Source organism: Streptomyces sp. NPDC029526, assembly GCF_040637405.1.
Taxonomy (GTDB): Bacteria; Actinomycetota; Actinomycetes; order Streptomycetales; family Streptomycetaceae; genus Streptomyces.
Window position 1 is genome coordinate 55,844 of record NZ_JBEZWE010000021.1, and the last position, 17,247, is coordinate 73,090.

A 17,247-nucleotide genomic window follows, 5' to 3' on the forward strand; every position below is an offset into this window, starting at 1 on the left:
GAACGGGGCGGGTCCGGGCGGCTTTCCGTGGGGCGAACCGGGGCCGGCGGCGAGGCGGAGGGCGCGAGGTGCCCGCTCCGGAGCGGTCGGCGGGCGTCCTTGGCCGGCGGGCCCGCGGTGGCCGACGGCTCCGGGCGGTCGACGGCAACCGGGGCCGGGTGGCCCATGGGTCCGGGCGGCTGCCGGGCCCCGGGCGGTACGGCGCGCTCCGGCCGTCGCCCCGGGCGGTCGTCCGGCGGCCTCGGGCACCGGAAAAACCCCACGACACCCATCCCCCCTCCACCTACCGTGGGCCCATGACGTCCCCCCGTTCCGACATCGACGTGCGGCCGATCACCGAGGCCGAGTTCCCCGACTGGGTCCGGGTGCTCAACACGGGGTTCCTGCGTGAGCCCACCTCGTCCGACGACGTGCTGGAGGCTCGTCGCCTGCGCTTCCGGCCCGGCCGCTCGCTCGGCGCCTTCGACGGTGGCCGCTGCGTGGCGACGCTCCGCTCCTTCGCGCAGGACCTCACCGTGGTCGGCGGCGCGGTGGTGCCCGCCTGCGCCATCTCGAACGTCGCGGTGTCCCCCACGCACCGCCGGCGCGGCCTGCTCGGCCGGATGATGGCGCAGGACCTGGCCGCGGCGAAGGAGCGCGGGGACGTGGTGGCGACCCTGATCGCCGCCGAGTACCCGATCTACGGCCGCTACGGCTTCGGCCCGGCGACCTCCGCCACCGAGTGGACCGTCGACGTGCCGCGCAGCGGTCTCGACCCGCGGTGGTCCGGCCCCGAGGACGGCGGCCGGATCGACCTCGTGGACGGTACGGACGTCCGCAAGCTCGGCCCCGAGCTGCACGAGCGGCTGCGGCGGACGCTCCCCGGCGCGGTCAGCCGGGACGAACTGTGGTGGCAGCTGGTCACCGGCGCCGTGCGCCTCGACACGTCCTGGAGCGAACCGTTCTTCGCCGTGTACCGCTCGGCGGACGGCGAGGTGCAGGGCATGGTCTCCTACAGCGCGGACGACCACTGGGGCGATGCCAAGCAGCCGCTGAACACGGTGAGCGTCGACTGGCTGACCGCCGTGACCCCGGCCGCCGAGCGGGCCCTGTGGCGGTACCTGTGCTCGATCGACTGGGTGGTGCGGGTCAAGAGCGGCTGGCGGGCCCCCGACGACCTGCTCCCGCACTTCCTGCCCGATCCGCGGGCGGCGGCGGTCACCAGCCACGCGGACTGGCTGTGGGTGCGGATCCTGGACGTCGTCCGGGCCCTGGAGGCGCGCACCTACGGGGCCGCGGGCACGCTGGTGCTGGAGGTGGCGGACGGCAAGGGACTGACCGGCGGCCGTTACCGGCTGGAGGCGTCCGCGGACGGCACCGGCAGCTGTACGCGGACCACCGACCGGGCCGATCTCGTACTGGACGCGGCCGAGTTGGCGACCCTCTGGCTGGGGGACGAGTCGGCGGTGCGGCTCACGGCCCTCGGCCGGGTCCGGGAAGAACGAGCGGGCGCCGCCCGTGAGGCCGACGCCCTGCTGCGCACGTCCAGGCGGCCGTGGTGCCCGGACATGTTCTGAGCGTCGGCGGCTTCCGCCGCCGCGCCCCTGGTGATGCCCTCTGTCGGCGCTGTCCGCTCGCCTCCTTCGTCCGGGTGCGGGTGGGTGCTCATCCGTAGCGAGCTGTTCGGTTGTGGTGGTGCGGGTCGCGCCGTCGGCGCGACCGGTGCCGTTCGACGGGCTCCCGGCTCCCCTCCGGAGGGGAGCCCGCTCCACGGCCGGTGGAGTGCCCGCTCAGCCGGGCTGGGCGAGCAGCAGCACGAGGACGACCGCGCCGATGCCGCTGATCAGGCCGTTCCTCGCCTTGATGCCGACGGTGAGGGCGACGAAGGCGATGATGCCCATCGTGCCGAACCGCCATTGCAGGATCTGTTCGAGCCCCACGGCCAGGGCGGCGAGGACGATGGCGACGAGCGGCATGACGGTCCCCCTCACGTCGTGGTCCCCAACCGTCACCCTGGTGGCCAACCCTCCATTGCGTCAACCATGTTGTTCAAGTTGGTTACCAACTTCTCCTGAGTTATCTCCACTTGGACTCGGCTCATAACCACCCGTCCGGCAACTCCCCGAAGATGGCGCGAAGTTGTAGGGTCGGTTCGTGGACCCGGAACACGGCTCCGTCCCCCGACGGGCGAGGTCACAGCGGCCACGGCCCACTCCCCGTGAGGTGGCCGACGTGTTGCGCGCCCGGATCAGGGCCGGAGCGCTGCGACCGGGCGACCGCATGCCCACCCAGGCCCGGCTGGCCGACGAGTTCGGGGTGGAACGGAGCGTGGTGCGCCGTGCGCTGCGGATCCTGCAGTCCGAGCAGCTGCTCGCCAACGTCTCCAAGGGCGCCCCGGCGACCGTCGCCGCCGCTCCCCCCGCTCCGGCCGCCGCCGGCCCGGCGGCACCGCCCCAGCCCACCACCGTCGCCCTGGCCTCCCGCGTCACGGCGGCCTTCGAGGCGGAGCACGTGGAGATCGACGCCGTCTGCCTGACCGCGGTCTCGCTGACCCTGGCCATCGGTGAACCGCTGCGCCGCATCCACGCCGGACGGCAGAAACCGGCCAAGGTCGACGTCCGCGTCCTGCTGCCCAGCCGGAGCATCGACCTGGCCTTCCCGGTGCCTGTCGAGCGGCACGGCGACGCCGCCCCCGTGCACGACCGCTGGCTGGCCATGCGCAACGCCCAGGGCCAGGTGCTGCGGCATAACCTGCTCGCCCTGCGCGCCACGCACGGGATCGACGTGCGGGTCGCCTTCCGGGCCCTGCCGTTCACGCCGCCGGTGAAGCTGTACCTGCTCAACGGGACGGAGGCGTTGTTCGCCTACTACACCCTGTCCCGCCACGAGACGCGCATCGACCACGAGAGCCTTCAGACGTACGACGCCCAGGGCATCCGGTCCATGCTGTTCTCCTTCGCGCAGGGCGCGGACCAGCGGGACACCACCTTCGTCGAGCAGTCCCACCTGTGGTTCAACGCGTTGTGGGAGACGATCAGTTCGGAGCTGGAGCTCACGAGCTGACGTCTCCCACGGGTGGAGGCGGAGCCGTGCGGGGGCCGTGCGGGGCTGGGGGGCGTGCGAGGTCCGGGGGCCGGGCGGGGTCCGGGACGGGTGGGGGCGAAGGGGCCGGTCCTCGCCGGACGGTCCGGGCAGGCGCGGAACGGGGGCACCGGGCGAGCCGAGGTGCACCAGGGCCCCTGGAGGGCGTAGGACCGTACCTCAGAGGGCGGGCCGCGCGACCAGCAGGGCGAGCAGGACCGCCCCGGCGGAGCTGACGGACGGGCGCTCGGCCTTGATGCCGATGGCGAGCAGCAGCAGACCGAGCAGGCCGGCCGGGCCGTACCTCCACTCGACGAGCTGCTCGAAGGTGACCACGAAGACGGCGGAGAGGAGAGCGAGGACATGCACGGCGACCCCCGGTGAATGGTGTGAGTGCCAACTCGACCGAGTTGGCTGCCAACTCTAGGGAAGTTGTGCCCACTTGGCGGATATCGATAAACAACTCCCCGGCAACTCCCCAAAGATGGATCAAAGTTGTAGCGTTTGGTCGTGACCCAGGAGAACGTGGCCGTGAACGGCAGCAGCAAGCTCTCCGCCCAGGAGATCGCCGAGACGCTGCGCGGGCGCATCCGCAGCGGTGACCTCAAAGCGGGCGACCGCCTGCCCACCCAGGCCGAGCTGGCCGACGAGTTCGGCGTGGAGCGCGGCACCGTCCGCCAGGCCCTGCGCACCCTCCAGGACGCCGGTCTGCTCACCAACGTCACCAAGGGCGCGCCGCCCACGGTGGCCGAACCGGCGGCGGCCCCGGAGGAGCCCCGGCCGACGATGGTCGCCCTGGCGCCCCGCCTCACGGAGGCCTTCCGCGCCGAGCACGTCCGCATCGACGTCGTCTGCCACACGTCCGAGACCCTGATGGTGGCCGTCGGCGAGCCCCTGCGGATGATCCACGAGGACGCCCTCCGTCCCCAGTCCGTCGAGCTCCGCATCCTGCTGCCCTCCCGCAAGATCAATCTGGCGTTCCCGGTGCTGGTCGAGGAGGGCGCCGGCGACGAGGCCGGCGACCCCGTCCACGACCGGTGGCTGTCCATGCGAAACGCCCAGGCCCAGGTGCTGCGCCACAACCTCCAGGCGGTCCGCGCCACCCACGGCATCGACGTCCACGTCCGCTTCCGCGCCCTGCCGTTCACCCCGCCGATGAAGCTCTACCTGCTCAACGGCGCCGAGGCGCTCTACGGCTACTACCGGCTGGAACGGCGCGAGGAGGAGTGGGACGAGCAGGTGCTCGACATGTACGACGCCCTCGGCTCCCAGTCCCTCCTGTTCTGCTTCGACCGCCGGGCCGGCCGGCGGGACACGGCGTTCGTGGAGGAATCGCAGAAGTGGTTCGACGCCCTCTGGGAAACCATCACGACCGACCTGACACTCTCCTAGTGACTCCTGATACGACGCAGACTGATGCGGTGACAGCCGAGACCGGAAGAGAACGGGACGCCCTGCGGGACCTGGTCGCCTCTGCCCGCGTCGTGCTGTGGGACTTCGACGGGCCGGTCTGCCGCCTGTTCGCCGGCCATCCCGCGGAGCGGGTGGCGGGCGACCTGGCGTCATGGCTGGACGCCCGGGGCCTGCAGAACCTGCTCACGGCGACGGAGCGCGCATCGCTCGACCCGCACGTGATGGTGCGCGCCGTGGACGGCAGGCGGCCCGGCAGCGACCTGGTCGTGGAACTCGAGGAACGCCTCACCCAGGAAGAACTGCGCGCCGTGTCCACGGCCCTGCCGACGCCGTACGCCGACCCGCTGATCCGCACCTGGACGGCGATGGGGGCCCGACTGGCCATCACCACCAACAACTCCCCGCGCGTGGCGCGTGACTACCTGACGTCGCGTCGGCTCGCGCACTGCTTCGCCCCTCACATCTACGGCAGGACCCGGGAACTGCACCGGCTCAAGCCCGATCCGCACTGCATCGACCGTGCGCTGAGCGCGCTGGGCGCCGACCCCGCCACCGCCCTGATGGTCGGTGACACCCCGTCCGATCTGTCCGCGGCCCGCGCGGCGGCGGTGCCGTTCCTCGGCTACGCGCGCAACGAGGCCAAGCACGCCGCCCTGCGCGAGGCCGGCGCCCGGGTCGTCGTGGACTCGCTGGAGAAGGTGCTGGAGGTGCTCAGGCCCCCTCAGGCCTGAAGCAGCAGGTAGGTGAACACCACCGCCGCGCCCACCGCGTACCCGTCGTGGCGCGCCCGGACGGCGACCGCCCCCACGCACACCAGCACCAGACCGACGAGACCGAGTCTGCTCTCCGCCAGCAGCCCCACCGAGAACTCCAGGGCCGCACACGTCGCGTGAAAAAGAAGCATGTCCCCCACCCGCGTCCCTCACCGGGTGGCGGCGGTGCCCTCACCCGTCCAATTGGACTGCTTGCCTCATAGTGGTTGTCCCCTGAGGGAGAGATCCCTTAACGGCAGGCCGCAGGCCAGTCCAAGTTGACGGAAAGTGGTTTGACCGGGCGTCGGCGGCGGTACGGTCGCCGTGTGGACGACGAGCACACCGGTGACGGGGGCGGCAGGGAGTTCGGAAGGGTTCTGAAGACCCTGCGCTCCCGCATGCTCGACGAGACCTACCCCGTGAACACCTTCCTGCCGCCGCAGCGGGAACTGGCGGAGGAACTGGACGTCTCCCGGGACACCGTCCGCCGGGTGGTGCGCGAACTGACCAGCGAGGGCTGGATCTCCACCCGGCAGGGCAGCGGCTCCAAGGTCATCAAGACCCAGCGCATCGAGTCGTCGGCGGCCCGGGCGGGCCGCTCGCCCGGACGGGTGGCGCTGGCTCCGCTGATCAGTGAGGCCTTCGAGCGTCCGGAGGTCACCCTGGACGTGTTCACCCTGACGTCCGAATCGCTGGACGCGCACATCCGGCTGCAGTCCGAACGGATCCGCGAGAAGGAGATCGCGCCCGAGTCCATCGCGCTGCGGATGCTCCTGCCGGATCCGTCCCTGGACCTGCCGTACCCGCGGAACAGGGACGACCGCGACGACCCCCGCCTGCGGGAACGCCTGCGCGCCATCACCGACTCGCACACCGAGTCGCTGGTGAGGTCCCTGAGGGACCTGAGGACGGAGGAGCTGGTCGCCGAGGTCCAGGTGGACATCCGGCACACCCCGCTCACCCCGGCGTTCAAGCTGTACCTGCTCAACGGGGTCGAAGCCCTGCACGGCATGTACGACATCATCGAGCGGCCCATCGAGCTCGACGGGGGCGAAGTGGTCACGGCGCTGGACGTGCTCGGACTCGGCGCCACGCTGACCCATCACGTGGCGGCCCCGAACGCGTCGGCGGCCTCGGAATCCGTGTTCGTGCACAGCATGCAGGCCTGGTTCGACTCGGTCTGGAGGCACCTGTCGCACCGACCCGCGTCCGGTAGCATTCCGGCCACCGATTGAGCAGGCGCTCGCCCTCCGTCCGTACCAGGGGAGAACCACGACCCCTCCGACGGGCTCGGCCGTCCCGGACACACGGGTGACCCCCCGTCCGCCGCGACACGGAACGCCGCCCGCGCGCGGGACCGGGGGCCGCGTGCCTACCTTTCGTTGTGACTCCTCTCGTACATCCGGAGCGGCCAGTGGGCGCACCACCTGTTTCCCGGCCCCTGCCTGCTGGGCCGCTCACCCGCGAGGACCGGCTGCGGGACTTCGTGGCGTACGCCACCCGCCACGGCACGGCCAGCAGCGGTCACCACAACCGCAACTACGTGACGCCGCTCGGCGAGCCCGAGGCGAGACTGCTCGGCCGGGAGCCGGGGAGCTCCGTGACGGTGCGGATCCGCAGAGCCGAGGCGCTGCCCGTGGTGATCCGGACCTGGGACGACGAGGACGCGATCCTCGGCGCGGTCGGAGGCGTCCTGCCCCACGTGCCGCAGTGCCTCGCCAAGGGGCCGGGGTTCGCCGTCCACAGCTACGTCGAGGGCGTCCCGCTGTCGAGCGTCTGCGGGAACGGCAAGCCGGTGGACACGCTGCTGGTCAGAGCACTGGCCGAGCTGCTGGCGCGCATGACGCAGGTGCGGCGCGGCGCCCTCCCGCCACTGCCGGACTGCTGGCCCCGCGGCGACACCGACAGCCGGCAGTTCCTGCGGACGCTGGCCCACCTGGCCGACCGGCAGATCCGCCGGCCCAACCGGGCCGTGTTCGGCGCACTGTTCACCGCCCTGGGCATCGAGGAGGACGCGCTGGCCCGGTTCGCCGACCGGGTGCCCGCCATGGCCCCCAGGCCGTACAGCCTCCTGCACGCCGATCTGCACCGCGACAACCTCATCGTCACCTACGGCGGAACCCTTCCGCTCATCTGCGTGGACTGGGAACTGGCGACCTACGGCGACCCCCTCCACGACCTCGCGACCCACCTGGTGCGGATGCGGTACCCGGCACACCAGTGGGACGAGGTGGTCGAGGCATGGCAGGAGGCCATGGGCGCCCTGCGCCCCGCAGGCGTCGACGGACTGGGCAAGGACCTCTCCCCCTACGTGGCCTTCGAGCGCGCCCAGTCCGTCTTCCCGGACGTCATGCGGGCCGCGCAGTCCCTGGAACAGGGGTTCTCGCAGAAGGGACTGGACGAGGCGACCGCGGAGGTGGGCCGTGCGCTGGAGACCGCCGCGCAGCCCCTGCACCTGCGGAGCGTGCCGGGGGCACGGGGCATCGAGGGCGCCCTGTTCCGATGGCTGACCGCGCGGCGGGTGCGGCGCGGCGAGCCCCGAGCCGCGGTCTTCGGCTGGGAGCCGGACCGGCGGCTGCCCCTGCCCCGTGACATCGACGCGGCGGCCGTGCTCGGCGCACTCGCCGAAGAGAAGGACGCCCCCGCCGGACGGGTCTTCGAGGGCACGGCGCACCTCACCACCGTGGTGCGGATGCCGGGCTTCGACCATCCCGTCGTCGTACGGCGCAGACTCCCCGGAGCCTGCACCCGCAAGCCGCGCTTCCTGAGCGAACACGCGGTGCTGCGCCGCATCGAGGAGGCAGGGGTCGACGTGACGGCCCCCAGGGCGCTGGCGCTCGGCGAGACGCCCCCGAACGACCGCTTCGCCCTCCACACCTACCTGGGCCCCCGGGACCTCGACCGCCCCCCGCAGCATCCCGTGGACGGTCTGTCGCCACGGGAAGCGGACTCCCTGGTGGACCAACTGTGCGCCCTGACCCGGGTGGACCACGAGCACCTCGACCCCGCGGCGGCCGAGGTCGGCTTCCACCGGTGGCTCACGGACGAGGTGGTGCGCCTGGTCGGTGAGCTGCCGCGCAGGACGCGGCAACTGGCACGGCAGCTGGGACTCCCGGACGCCCCGCGGCTCGGCCACCTGTTGTCGCGGGACGAGGTCGGCCACCGGGAGCCGGCCCTGCTGCACGGCGACCTCCACCCGTGGAACCTGGTCCGGCAGGCCGGCTCGGGCGGCCTGGCCCTGATCGACTGGGAGATGGCCCTGATCGGGGACCCGCTCCACGACCTGGTCCGGCACATGCACCTGACGCCCACCAGTCCGGAGCTGCGGGACCGCCTCTTCCGGCGCTGGGAACAGAGGCTCCCGCCCGAGCACACCCGTGGCTGGCGCGAGGACTGGCGGGTCTACCGCCGGCTGGAGGCCGTCCGCTCCGCCTACGTCGACCTCGACCGGATCGTCACCGGAAGCGGCCTCGGTGCACCCCACGTCCGCCGAGCCGTGGACTCCTACCCGGTCACCCTGGCCGTCGCCACCGGAGCCCTGGGCCTGCCGGTCCGCTGCACCGCCAACCCCTTCCTCGCCCGTGCCTTGGCGTGAGCCGGGGCGCGGCAGACGGGAGGGTGCGGCGGGGCGTGCGCGGCGGGCCTGCCGGGGACGAGGACGATTGATCGCGGGCCGCCGCATGCACCATCCTCACTCATCGGATGTGCCGACGGCGGCGGCCGGCCCGGCGACGGCCCGATGACGATGTCGGGCCTGCCGCGGTGTCGGGCTGATGACAGTGTCGGACCGATGACGGTGTCGGGCCGATGTCGATGTCGGATCGATGACGATGTCGGGCCCGCTGAGGGTGCCGCCGTCGGGGGCCGTTCCAGGGGGGCGTCCGGGGTCCGGAGGAAGTCGTCGGAGGATGGTCCCGAGGTCGCCCGGGCCCGTCGTGGGTCATCGAAGGGTGGTTCCGGGGGTGCCCGGGGCCCCGGAGGGAGTCAGGTGAGCGAGACCGAGGTCACCACCGCACCGCGCCCGCTGCTGCTGGCCGACGGCCGCCCGGCGGCCGACGCCTGGTCGTTGGATCCGGCCCTGCTCCATCTCAACCACGGTTCCTTCGGGGCCGTGCCGCGGGCGGCGCAGGAGCGGCAGCAGCGGCTGCGCGCGGAGATGGAGAGCGCACCGGTGGTGTGGTTCCCGGCGCTGCCGCGGCGGCTCGCGGCGGCCCGCGCCGAGCTCGCCGCCTTCCTGGGGGCGGCCCCGGACGACCTGGCCCTGGTGCCGAACGCCAGCGCCGGGGCGAGCGTCGTCTTCGCCGCCCTGGAGCGTCGCCGCGGCGGCGAGATCGTCGTCACCGACCACGGCTACGGTGCCGTCACGATGGGTGCCGAGCGCCTGGCCCGCCGCTGGGGCGGCCGGGTCCGCACCGCCCGGGTGCCGCTCGACGTGGACGCGGACCGGGCGTGCGAGGCCGTGACCGCCGAGCTGACCGAGGCCACCGACCTCGTCGTCGTCGACCACATCACCTCCGCGACCGCGCGCCGGCTGCCCGTGGAGCGGATCGCCGCGGAGACCCGACGGCGCGGTGTGCCGCTGCTGGTCGACGGGGCGCACGCGCCGGGCCTGATCGCCGCGCCGCTGGAGGGCGAGCCGTACGACTTCTGGGTCGGCAACCTCCACAAGTGGGGCTGCGCGCCGCGCGGTACGGCGGCGCTGGTGGCACGCGGGCCGCTGCGGGACGAGCTGTACCCGCTCATCGACTCCTGGGGCGCCGGCGACCCGTATCCCGACCGCTTCGACCAGCAGGGCACGGTGGACGCCACCGGCTACCTGGCCGCCGCGACCGCGCTGGACCTCATCGGCTCCACCTGGGGCTGGCCCGCGGCCCGCCGCTACATGGACGACCTGGCCGACTACGGCGCACGCGTCATCGCCGCCGCCCTCGCCGACCTGACCGGCACCGACGGCGGCCCCGTGGACGTGGGCATGCCCGTGCCCGGAATGCGGCTGGTGCGGCTGCCGGAGGGGCTCGCCCACACCCGGATCGCGGCCGACGCGCTGCGCGACCGCATGGCCCGCGAGGTGGGCGTGGAGGCCGCCTTCACCAGCTTCGCCGGGCTCGGCTACCTGCGGCTGTCCGCCCACGTCTACAACACCGCCGCGGACTACGAGCACTTCGCCGAGCGCTGCGTCCCGGTGCTCGGCGACTGGGCCACGGGGCCCGCACGGTAGCCGCGGGGGCGGTGCACCACAGGGACGGTCAGACGCCGAACGCGGCGGGGTACCGGATGGTGCCGGACGGCACGGGACGGCTGTCGTCGAGGGCCAGGGCCATCATGGCCTCGTCGGGCACGTCGAACGGTGCCCGGACGCCGAAGCGGGAGGCCGGGACGAAGCCGAAGCGCGGATAGTAGTCGGCGTGACCGAGGACGAGGACGAGGTGCTCGCCCCTGGCCCGGGCGGCGTCCAGGGCGGCTCGGATCGCGGCGGAGCCCGCACCGGTGCGCTGGGCGGAGGGCAGTACCGCGCAGGGCGCCAGGGCGAGGGCAGGGTGGCCGTCGACGTGGCACCGGCTGAGCAGCGCGTATCCGACCGGGGTGCCGTCGGGGGCCGTGGTGACCATCGACAGTCCGTCGATCCACGCCTCCGGGTCGGCACGCAGGGCGTCGACGATGCCGGCCTCGGCGGCGGTGGGAAAGGCCGCGAGCAGGATCGCGCGGACGGCGCCTGCGTCGTCGGCGGTCTCGGGGCGGGCGGTCCAGCGGGTCATGGTTCTGTGTCTCCCTCGTGGTCCGTTCCGGGCCGTGACAGGGTGTCGCGCAGTGCGACGGGGGAGCGGCCGGTCAACCGGGTGTAGTCGTTCCCGACCCGGTCCCAGCGTTGCTCGCGTACCGAGGCGAACAGGGACGCGAAGGCGTAGACCCACCAGGGGTCCAGACCGGTCGCCGCGGTCTCGGCGGCGTACGTGTCCGCCGGGATGTCCTCGAAGACGACCGGTCTCCCCCACACCTCCGCAGCCACCGAGGCGATGTCCGCCACGCCCATCGACGCGGGTCCCGTGATGTCGTGGTGGCCGCCGGTCGGCTCACCCACGGCGAGTGCGGCGAGGGCGCGGGCCACGTCGTCGCGTGCCACCAGGGAGATCCGGCCGTCCGCCGCCGGGATCCTCAACCGGCCGCTCACGCGCGCCTCGGTGAGCCAGGTCGCGAAGAACTCCATGTACAGCGAGGCCCGGGCGAACGAGCAGGGGACGCCGGAGGCCAGGAGCAGTTCTTCGGTGAGGCCGTTGACCACGGCGTAGCAGAACGGGGACGAGGTGTCGGCGTCGACGCTGCTCAGCGCGGCGACATGGCCGACCCCCTCGGCCGTGGCGGCGGCGACCAGGTTGCGGTGGTGCATCAGCATCCGCGCGTCGGGTCCGTCACTGGAGACGAGGACCAGCGTGTCCACGCCCTTCAGTGCCGCACGCAGAGCGGGCGGATCGGCGTAGTCGGCGACGGCGACCGCCACCTGCGCGGGAAACGCGCCCGTGGGAAGGCTCCGCCGGGTCATCGCCACGACGTCCACGTCCCCCCGTTCCGCGAGCAACCCCACCACCCGCCCACCCAGTCCGCCCGCCGCTCCCGTCACCGCGATCCGCATCGTGTTCCCCCTGGCCCGGCGTCATCGTCCGTGCCCCACGGTAGAGAGCCGGGCGCCGGGAGGCACGGGACATCATGCTGCCGCACAGGCGGGCCGACACCAACGATCCGCCGTTCCGCGGGGTGGTGACATCCTTGGCCGGTGGTCTCATCCGATCCCGCGGGCGCCGTGTTCTTCGATGTCGACGGCACGCTCGTCCCCGGCACGAGTTCCTCGGTCCACCTAGCCGGCTTCCTCGGCCACCGGGAGGAGTTGGCCGAGGCGGAGGACGCCTACGCCGCCGGTGACGTGGACAACCGGCAGGTCTCCGAGCTGGATGCCGAGGGCTGGAGGGGGGCGCACGAGGACCAGGTCTCCGGCTGGCTCGACGGACTTCCCCTGGTCTCGGGCATCGCGGAGACCGTGGCCTGGTGTCGGCACAACGGGTTGGTGCCCGTGCTGGCGACCCTCGCCTGGTCGCCTGTGGGCCGCTACCTGACCGACCGCTTCGGCTTCTATGCGTTCAGCGGCCCTGAACTGGAGACCGTCGGCGGCCGGTTCACGGGGCGGGTCGCCCGTCACTTCGACGAGTACGACAAACCGGATGTCGCCCTCGCACAGGCGCGTGAGCTGGGGCTGCCTCCCCGATCGTGCGGGGCGGTCGGAGACAGCCGATCCGACCTTCCCCTGTTCGCGTCCGTCGGATTGAGCGTGGCGTTCAACGCCTCGGCCGGAGCGCGCAGAGCGGCGACCGTCGCGGTGGACAACGACGACCTGCGAGGCGTGCTTCCCGTATTGAGCCGCCTGGTCACAGCCACTCGTTGACGGCCGACGGCCGACGGCCGAGGGCTGACAGCCGACAGCCGATGACCGACGGCCGACGGTCGGCTCCCGCTCGTCCAGGCGTCACCTGATGGTGCTCCGGGGACGTTTCCCTCGGGCGGCCACACGGGGCGGCGTTGGGGCTGGGCGAGGAACACGACGGCCGGCCGGGTACGCCTCGTGCGTTCGGATCCAGCCGTGACCCCTCCCCTCTCCTGTCCTGTTTCGGACGACCGTTGGCATGGCGCGGCCCTGACCTGCTGTGCTTGCGGTGGAGTGGAACGAGCGCGCCCCCGGTCCGCTCATCCGGCAACCACCCCATGGCGTGCACGGGATTCCACTGATCGGCTCGGAGGTCGCATGTCCTCGCGGATGGAATTGGTCGCGATAACGCTCGATTGCCCTGATCCGCCGGCTCTGGCGGCGTTCTATCAGCAGGCCACCGGCCTGGAACCACACCCGAAGTCCGACGCGGAGTTCGCCGGGCTCAACGGTGATGAGGACGGACTCCTCATCGGCTTCCAGCGGGTCGAGGACTACCGGCCCCCGATGTGGCCTGGTCAGATCGTCCCCCAGCAGCTTCACCTCTGCTTCGAGGTCGCGGAGAGTCTGGACGAGGCCGAGACCCGGCTGCTGGAGCTGGGTGCGGGCAAGCCGGATCACCAGCCGCATGGGGACAGGGCGCGGGTCCTCACCGATCCGGCGGGGCATCCCTTCTGCATCGTCACGACCGTCACGAGCTGATCGCCGGGTTGTCCGGGGCGTCGACCTGGCCGGCTGTCGGGCGTCGACCTGCTGGGCCGTCGGGGGAGTGGAGGACTTCCGGATCAGTCCCGGCCGGTGCCGGACAACCGGTCACGTCCAGCCGTCGTCGGCCGTGCGTGAGGCGGCACACTTCTGCAAGCGGCTTGCTTGCAATAGTTAGCGCTGTGCGCGACAGTGGGGGCATGGCATCGCTCAACGTCGGCAATCTCGGTGAGTACCTGCGGGAGCAGCGCCGCAGTGCGCAGTTGTCGCTGCGGCAGCTCGCGGATGCCGCCGGGGTGTCCAATCCGTACCTCAGCCAGATCGAGCGCGGGCTGCGCAAGCCGAGCGCGGAGGTGTTGCAGCAGGTCGCGAAGGCGCTGCGGATCTCCGCCGAGACGTTGTACGTGCGGGCCGGGATCCTCGACGCCGAGCGGGACCGGGACGAGGTGGAGACGCGGGCGGTGCTGCTCGCCGATCCCACGCTCACCGAGCGCCAGAAGCAGGTGCTGCTCCAGATCTACGACTCCTTCCGCAAGGAGAACGGGTTTGGGGGCGCCGAGGACGGCGAGGCGACAGGGGTGACCGGTGCCGACGGGCCCGGGAGCCGGGTCGCCGTGGACGCCGACGAGACCGACGGGGCCGAGGCCACCGGCGGGACCGACGGCGGTGCCGAGTCGATACGTCGGAGCCGTGCGGCCGACGGCGGGAAGTCCGCCGCGCGTCGCGGCTCCACCGGAAAGGGCGGTACCTCCGCCGAACGCCGGCCCCGCAAGGCCGGCGGCAGTGACAGCGGTCCGCGGCAGACGGCCGGCTGAGCCGGACCAGGGCACCGGCCGTCCGCCGCGGACCACACCAACCCTCAGCCGACAACGACATCCGGGAGGACCCTCACCATGGCCATCACCGACGACCTGCGCAAGTCCCTCAGCAACCCGACCCCGCTCTACTTCGCCGCCGGCACCGCCGACCTGGCGCTGCAGCAGGCCCGGAAGGTGCCCGCCCTGGTGGAGCAGCTGCGCGCTGAGGCGCCCGCGCGGTTCGAGGCCGTGCGCAACACCGACCCCAAGGCCGTGCAGGAGAAGGCCGGCCACCGGGTCAAGGAGACCCAGGAGAGCCTCCAGGCCAAGGTCAACGAGTTCTTCGGTTCGCTCGACACCGACCTGAAGAAGCTGGGTGAGAACGCCCAGGACCTCGCGCTGCGCGGGGTGGGCGTGGCCGCCGAGTACGCGGTCAAGGCCCGGGAGACCTACGAGAAGGTCGCCGAGCACGGCGAGCAGGCCGTGAAGACCTGGCGCGGCGACACCGCCGAGACGATCGAGGACATCGCGGTCGCCGTGGAGCCGAAGGCCGAGCCGAAGCCCACGCCGGTCGAGGTCAAGGACGACAAGCCCACCGCCGCCCCGGCCGAGACGCCGGTGGCGACCCCCGCCTCCGCCGCTGCCTCCGCGGAGAAGAAGGCCGCCGCGAAGAAGGCCCCGGCCCGCAAGAGCACGGCGAAGCGGACGACTCCGCCCGCCAAGTGAGCGGACGGCCGCACGGCCGACCGCACCGTCGGTCCGGCGGGCCGGGCACCTTTGCGGTGTCCGGCCCGTTCTCCGGATAGCCGGCCGGCGGTTGCGGGTACGGTGACCGCGTAAGGACGAGCCGAGTCGGGTGGTGGACGTAGTGCTGATGCAGGGCTTCGCGGGGTTCATGTGGCTGCTGAGCATGGCCCTGATCGTGTTCAGCGGCTTCGCGCTGATCGACGCCGCCGTGCGCCGTGAGGACGCCTACCGCGCCGCGGACAAGAAGACCAAGCCGTTCTGGCTGATCATCCTGGGCCTCGCCTTCGTGGTGAACCTGATCTTCAACATCCTGTCGCTGCTGCCGATCATCGGTCTCATCGCGACCATCGTGTACATGGTCGACGTGCGGCCCGCCCTGCGCGGTCTGTCCGGCGGTGGCCGCAAGTACGGGGGATCGAGCAGCGACGGACCCTACGGTCCGTACAACGGCGGCCGGTGATCCCGACGGCCTACGGTGGCCGGTCACCTCGGCCCACGGCGGCCGGTCACTTCGGCCCACGGCGGCCGGTCACTTCGGCCCTCGGCGGCCGTGACCCCCGTCCATGGGCCCCGGATCATGGACCCCGGACCATTGCGGCCGGTAATCCCGATTGCGCTGATGCCGATTGCCGACACCGGGTTGCCAGCAGGCGCCAGGTGGCAGCCGATAGCCGGCAGCCATCAACCGGCTGCCGGGATCCTCGTGGTACGTCGGCCGAACAGGCCGGGCCGGTGTCGGGCGCGGGGCCGCAGGTGGCGGCGGTCGTCAGCGGGTGCGGTCCAGGAGCAGGACGGCGACGTCGTCCGTCAGGTCGCCGCCGTTGAGGTCCCGCACCTCGTTGACCGCCGCCCGCAGCAGTTCCTCGCCGCGGAGGCCCTCGGAGAGCTGGCGGCGGACCATCTCGACCATGCCGTCCTGACCGAGCCGTTCCCCGCCCTCGCCGACGCGGCCCTCGATCAGGCCGTCGGTGTAGAGCATCAGGCTCCACTCCCCGCCCAGCTCCACCTGGGTCCGCGGCCAGCGGGCGCCGGGCAGCAGGCCGAGGGCCGGGCCGTTGTTGTCGAAGGGCAGCAGCCGTGCGGGGGAGCCGGGTCGGAGGAGCAGGGGCGACGGGTGCCCGGCGAGGCACAGGCCCGCCCGGCGGCCGTCCGGCGCGATGTCGACCGTGCAGAGGGTCGCGAAGATCTCGTCGTCGGCGCGTTCGTGCTCCAGTACCTGTTGGAGCGTCCCCAGCAGCTCGTCCCCGCACAGCCCGGCCAGCGTGAGGGCCCGCCAGGCGATGCGCAGCTCGACGCCGAGCGCGGCCTCGTCCGGGCCGTGGCCGCAGACGTCCCCGATCATGGCGTGCACGGTGCCGTCGGGGGTGCGGACGACGTCGTAGAAGTCGCCGCCGAGCAGGGCGCGCGAGCGGCCGGGGCGGTAGCGGGCGGCGAAGTGCAGCGGCGAGCCGTCCAGCAGCGGGGTCGGCAGCAGGCCGCGCTCCAGCCGGGCGTTCTCCTGGGCCCGCAGCCTGCCCTCGGCGAGTCGTCGCTCGGCGGAGTCGGAGCGCTTGCGCTCCACCGCGTAGCGGATCGCGCGGCTCAGCAGCCTGCCGTCCAGCTCGTCGCGGAAGAGGTAGTCCTGGGCGCCGACGCGTACCGCCTCCGCGCCGCGCTCGGCGTCGCCGGACGCGGTCAGCGCGAGCACGGCGTGCCGGGGCGCGAGCTCCAGGACGTACTTGAGGACCGCCAGCTCGTCGTCGGCGTCGCCCACCCGGCCCGGCGCGGGCAGCGCCAGGTCCAGCAGGATGCAGTGCACGTCGTCGGTCAGCAGCCGCTCGGCCTCGGTGAGGTTGCGGGCGGTGCGTACGCGGATCGGCTTGCCGGCCTGGTCGAGCAGGTCCGGCACGATCGCCGAGCCCGCCGGGTCGTCCTCGATCAGCAGCAGCGTCAGGTTCTGGTGCTGGTTGTGGTTCTGGTTCTGGTGCGCGGGGGCGGTGACCTCGGTCGGCCGACCGGGCACGGACGCGGACTGCTCCGCGGTGGTCGCGGACCGGTCCGCCGTGCGCGGGCCCGTGGTCCGGTACTCCGAGGAGTCCTGGGTGGGGCCGCTGTTCACTGGTGCGGCGGGCGCCTGACCACTTTCCGCGGCCGGGATCGCTCTCTGCCGCGGTACGGGTGCGGGCATTGTTCCGGGTTCCTTCCCTCCCCCCGAGGGCATGGTGCGGGGCCGGGCTTCTCGGCCCACCCCGGCGCACGGTTCCGTGCGGGCAGGGGCAGCCCCTTCGAACGGGGACGATAGCGGGTGGCGGCGCCGCAGCGG

At 72.8% G+C, this 17,247-nt stretch carries 18 protein-coding genes; 12 read left to right on the forward strand and 6 right to left on the reverse strand.

The genetic code is table 11. The features are described from left to right. Positions 1-296 precede the first annotated feature (296 nt). Positions 297-1,556: a GNAT family N-acetyltransferase gene (locus AB0F01_RS28255; RefSeq protein ID WP_362101344.1), complete on the forward strand. Its 1,260-nt coding sequence runs from the start codon at positions 297-299 to the stop codon at positions 1,554-1,556. Between the two features lie 213 nt (positions 1,557-1,769). Here the strand turns inward: AB0F01_RS28255 and AB0F01_RS28260 are convergent, their stop codons facing one another. Continuing rightward, positions 1,770-1,955 (reverse strand): hypothetical protein, encoded by a 186-nt coding sequence (locus AB0F01_RS28260; protein WP_362101347.1) that lies wholly within the window; start codon positions 1,953-1,955, stop codon positions 1,770-1,772. Between the two features lie 178 nt (positions 1,956-2,133). On the opposite strand from AB0F01_RS28260, the gene AB0F01_RS28265 reads away from it, so the two are divergent. Next, a complete protein-coding gene (locus AB0F01_RS28265; RefSeq protein WP_362101350.1) occupies positions 2,134-3,042 on the forward strand; it encodes a winged helix-turn-helix domain-containing protein in 909 nt (302 codons plus the stop codon). A 198-nt stretch (positions 3,043-3,240) separates the two neighbouring features. Here AB0F01_RS28265 and AB0F01_RS28270 read toward each other — a convergent pair whose 3' ends face one another. Beyond that, positions 3,241-3,429: a hypothetical protein gene (locus tag AB0F01_RS28270; protein WP_362101353.1), complete on the reverse strand. Its 189-nt coding sequence runs from the start codon at positions 3,427-3,429 to the stop codon at positions 3,241-3,243. A gap of 135 nt (positions 3,430-3,564) precedes the next feature. Here AB0F01_RS28270 and AB0F01_RS28275 point away from each other — a divergent pair, with 135 nt between their 5' ends. Together AB0F01_RS28275 and AB0F01_RS28280 are read left to right on the forward strand one after the other, a co-directional pair. Beyond that, positions 3,565-4,452: a winged helix-turn-helix domain-containing protein gene (locus AB0F01_RS28275; RefSeq protein ID WP_362101354.1), complete on the forward strand. Its 888-nt coding sequence runs from the start codon at positions 3,565-3,567 to the stop codon at positions 4,450-4,452. 29 nt (positions 4,453-4,481) lie between these two features. After that, a complete protein-coding gene (locus AB0F01_RS28280; protein WP_362101357.1) occupies positions 4,482-5,204 on the forward strand; it encodes an HAD-IA family hydrolase in 723 nt (240 codons plus the stop codon). On the opposite strand, the gene AB0F01_RS28285 is transcribed toward AB0F01_RS28280, so the two are convergent. Further along, on the reverse strand, positions 5,195-5,377 hold the full coding sequence (locus tag AB0F01_RS28285; protein ID WP_362101360.1) for a hypothetical protein: 183 nt from the start codon (positions 5,375-5,377) through the stop codon (positions 5,195-5,197). The two genes, AB0F01_RS28280 and AB0F01_RS28285, sit on opposite strands and share 10 nt — an antisense overlap. Before the next feature lie 174 nt (positions 5,378-5,551). Here AB0F01_RS28285 and AB0F01_RS28290 point away from each other — a divergent pair, with 174 nt between their 5' ends. From AB0F01_RS28290 to AB0F01_RS28300, 3 genes are all read left to right on the forward strand, one after another. Next, positions 5,552-6,460, forward strand: coding sequence for a winged helix-turn-helix domain-containing protein (locus AB0F01_RS28290; protein ID WP_362101362.1), 909 nt, complete (start codon positions 5,552-5,554; stop codon positions 6,458-6,460). Positions 6,461-6,711: 251 nt separating this feature from the next. After that, positions 6,712-8,820, forward strand: coding sequence for an aminoglycoside phosphotransferase family protein (locus AB0F01_RS28295; RefSeq protein WP_362101409.1), 2,109 nt, complete (start codon positions 6,712-6,714; stop codon positions 8,818-8,820). 393 nt (positions 8,821-9,213) lie between these two features. Continuing rightward, positions 9,214-10,443, forward strand: coding sequence for an aminotransferase class V-fold PLP-dependent enzyme (locus AB0F01_RS28300; protein ID WP_362101365.1), 1,230 nt, complete (start codon positions 9,214-9,216; stop codon positions 10,441-10,443). 28 nt (positions 10,444-10,471) lie between these two features. On the opposite strand, the gene AB0F01_RS28305 is transcribed toward AB0F01_RS28300, so the two are convergent. Beyond that, positions 10,472-10,981: an N-acetyltransferase gene (locus tag AB0F01_RS28305; protein WP_362101368.1), complete on the reverse strand. Its 510-nt coding sequence runs from the start codon at positions 10,979-10,981 to the stop codon at positions 10,472-10,474. Beyond that, on the reverse strand, positions 10,978-11,853 hold the full coding sequence (locus AB0F01_RS28310; RefSeq protein WP_362101370.1) for an NAD(P)H-binding protein: 876 nt from the start codon (positions 11,851-11,853) through the stop codon (positions 10,978-10,980). The genes AB0F01_RS28305 and AB0F01_RS28310 overlap by 4 nt, the downstream gene beginning before the upstream one ends. A 141-nt stretch (positions 11,854-11,994) precedes the next feature. Here AB0F01_RS28310 and AB0F01_RS28315 point away from each other — a divergent pair, with 141 nt between their 5' ends. The 5 genes from AB0F01_RS28315 to AB0F01_RS28335 all read left to right on the forward strand — a co-directional run bounded on the left by AB0F01_RS28315 (position 11,995) and on the right by AB0F01_RS28335 (position 15,405). Further along, a complete protein-coding gene (locus AB0F01_RS28315) occupies positions 11,995-12,657 on the forward strand; it encodes a haloacid dehalogenase-like hydrolase (RefSeq protein ID WP_362101373.1) in 663 nt (220 codons plus the stop codon). A 357-nt stretch (positions 12,658-13,014) separates the two neighbouring features. Then, the gene (locus AB0F01_RS28320; RefSeq protein WP_362101376.1) at positions 13,015-13,398 is read left to right on the forward strand and encodes a VOC family protein; all 384 of its coding nucleotides are present in this window, start codon (positions 13,015-13,017) and stop codon (positions 13,396-13,398) included. A 203-nt stretch (positions 13,399-13,601) separates the two neighbouring features. After that, positions 13,602-14,216 carry a helix-turn-helix domain-containing protein gene (locus AB0F01_RS28325; RefSeq protein WP_362101378.1) on the forward strand — a complete coding sequence of 205 codons (615 nt, stop codon included), beginning with the start codon at positions 13,602-13,604 and terminating at the stop codon, positions 14,214-14,216. Between the two features lie 78 nt (positions 14,217-14,294). After that, positions 14,295-14,924: a hypothetical protein gene (locus tag AB0F01_RS28330; protein WP_362101381.1), complete on the forward strand. Its 630-nt coding sequence runs from the start codon at positions 14,295-14,297 to the stop codon at positions 14,922-14,924. A gap of 148 nt (positions 14,925-15,072) precedes the next feature. Continuing rightward, positions 15,073-15,405: a DUF2516 family protein gene (locus tag AB0F01_RS28335; RefSeq protein ID WP_362101412.1), complete on the forward strand. Its 333-nt coding sequence runs from the start codon at positions 15,073-15,075 to the stop codon at positions 15,403-15,405. Between the two features lie 306 nt (positions 15,406-15,711). Here the strand turns inward: AB0F01_RS28335 and AB0F01_RS28340 are convergent, their stop codons facing one another. Then, the gene (locus AB0F01_RS28340; protein WP_362101384.1) at positions 15,712-17,112 is read right to left on the reverse strand and encodes a fused response regulator/phosphatase; all 1,401 of its coding nucleotides are present in this window, start codon (positions 17,110-17,112) and stop codon (positions 15,712-15,714) included. Positions 17,113-17,247 lie beyond the last annotated feature (135 nt).

What these genes read in the sequence shown, in the direction of transcription:
- AB0F01_RS28255 (WP_362101344.1), top strand. Translation starts at nt 297, where the DNA reads ATGACGTCCCCCCGTTCCGACATCGACGTGCGGCCGATCACCGAGGCC.
- AB0F01_RS28260 (WP_362101347.1), bottom strand. Translation starts at nt 1,955, where the DNA reads ATGCCGCTCGTCGCCATCGTCCTCGCCGCCCTGGCCGTGGGGCTCGAA.
- AB0F01_RS28285 (WP_362101360.1), bottom strand. Translation starts at nt 5,377, where the DNA reads ATGCTTCTTTTTCACGCGACGTGTGCGGCCCTGGAGTTCTCGGTGGGG.
- AB0F01_RS28305 (WP_362101368.1), bottom strand. Translation starts at nt 10,981, where the DNA reads ATGACCCGCTGGACCGCCCGCCCCGAGACCGCCGACGACGCAGGCGCC.
- AB0F01_RS28310 (WP_362101370.1), bottom strand. Translation starts at nt 11,853, where the DNA reads ATGCGGATCGCGGTGACGGGAGCGGCGGGCGGACTGGGTGGGCGGGTG.
- AB0F01_RS28320 (WP_362101376.1), top strand. Translation starts at nt 13,015, where the DNA reads ATGTCCTCGCGGATGGAATTGGTCGCGATAACGCTCGATTGCCCTGAT.
- AB0F01_RS28325 (WP_362101378.1), top strand. Translation starts at nt 13,602, where the DNA reads ATGGCATCGCTCAACGTCGGCAATCTCGGTGAGTACCTGCGGGAGCAG.
- AB0F01_RS28330 (WP_362101381.1), top strand. Translation starts at nt 14,295, where the DNA reads ATGGCCATCACCGACGACCTGCGCAAGTCCCTCAGCAACCCGACCCCG.
- AB0F01_RS28335 (WP_362101412.1), top strand. Translation starts at nt 15,073, where the DNA reads ATGCAGGGCTTCGCGGGGTTCATGTGGCTGCTGAGCATGGCCCTGATC.
- AB0F01_RS28340 (WP_362101384.1), bottom strand. Translation starts at nt 17,112, where the DNA reads ATGCCCGCACCCGTACCGCGGCAGAGAGCGATCCCGGCCGCGGAAAGT.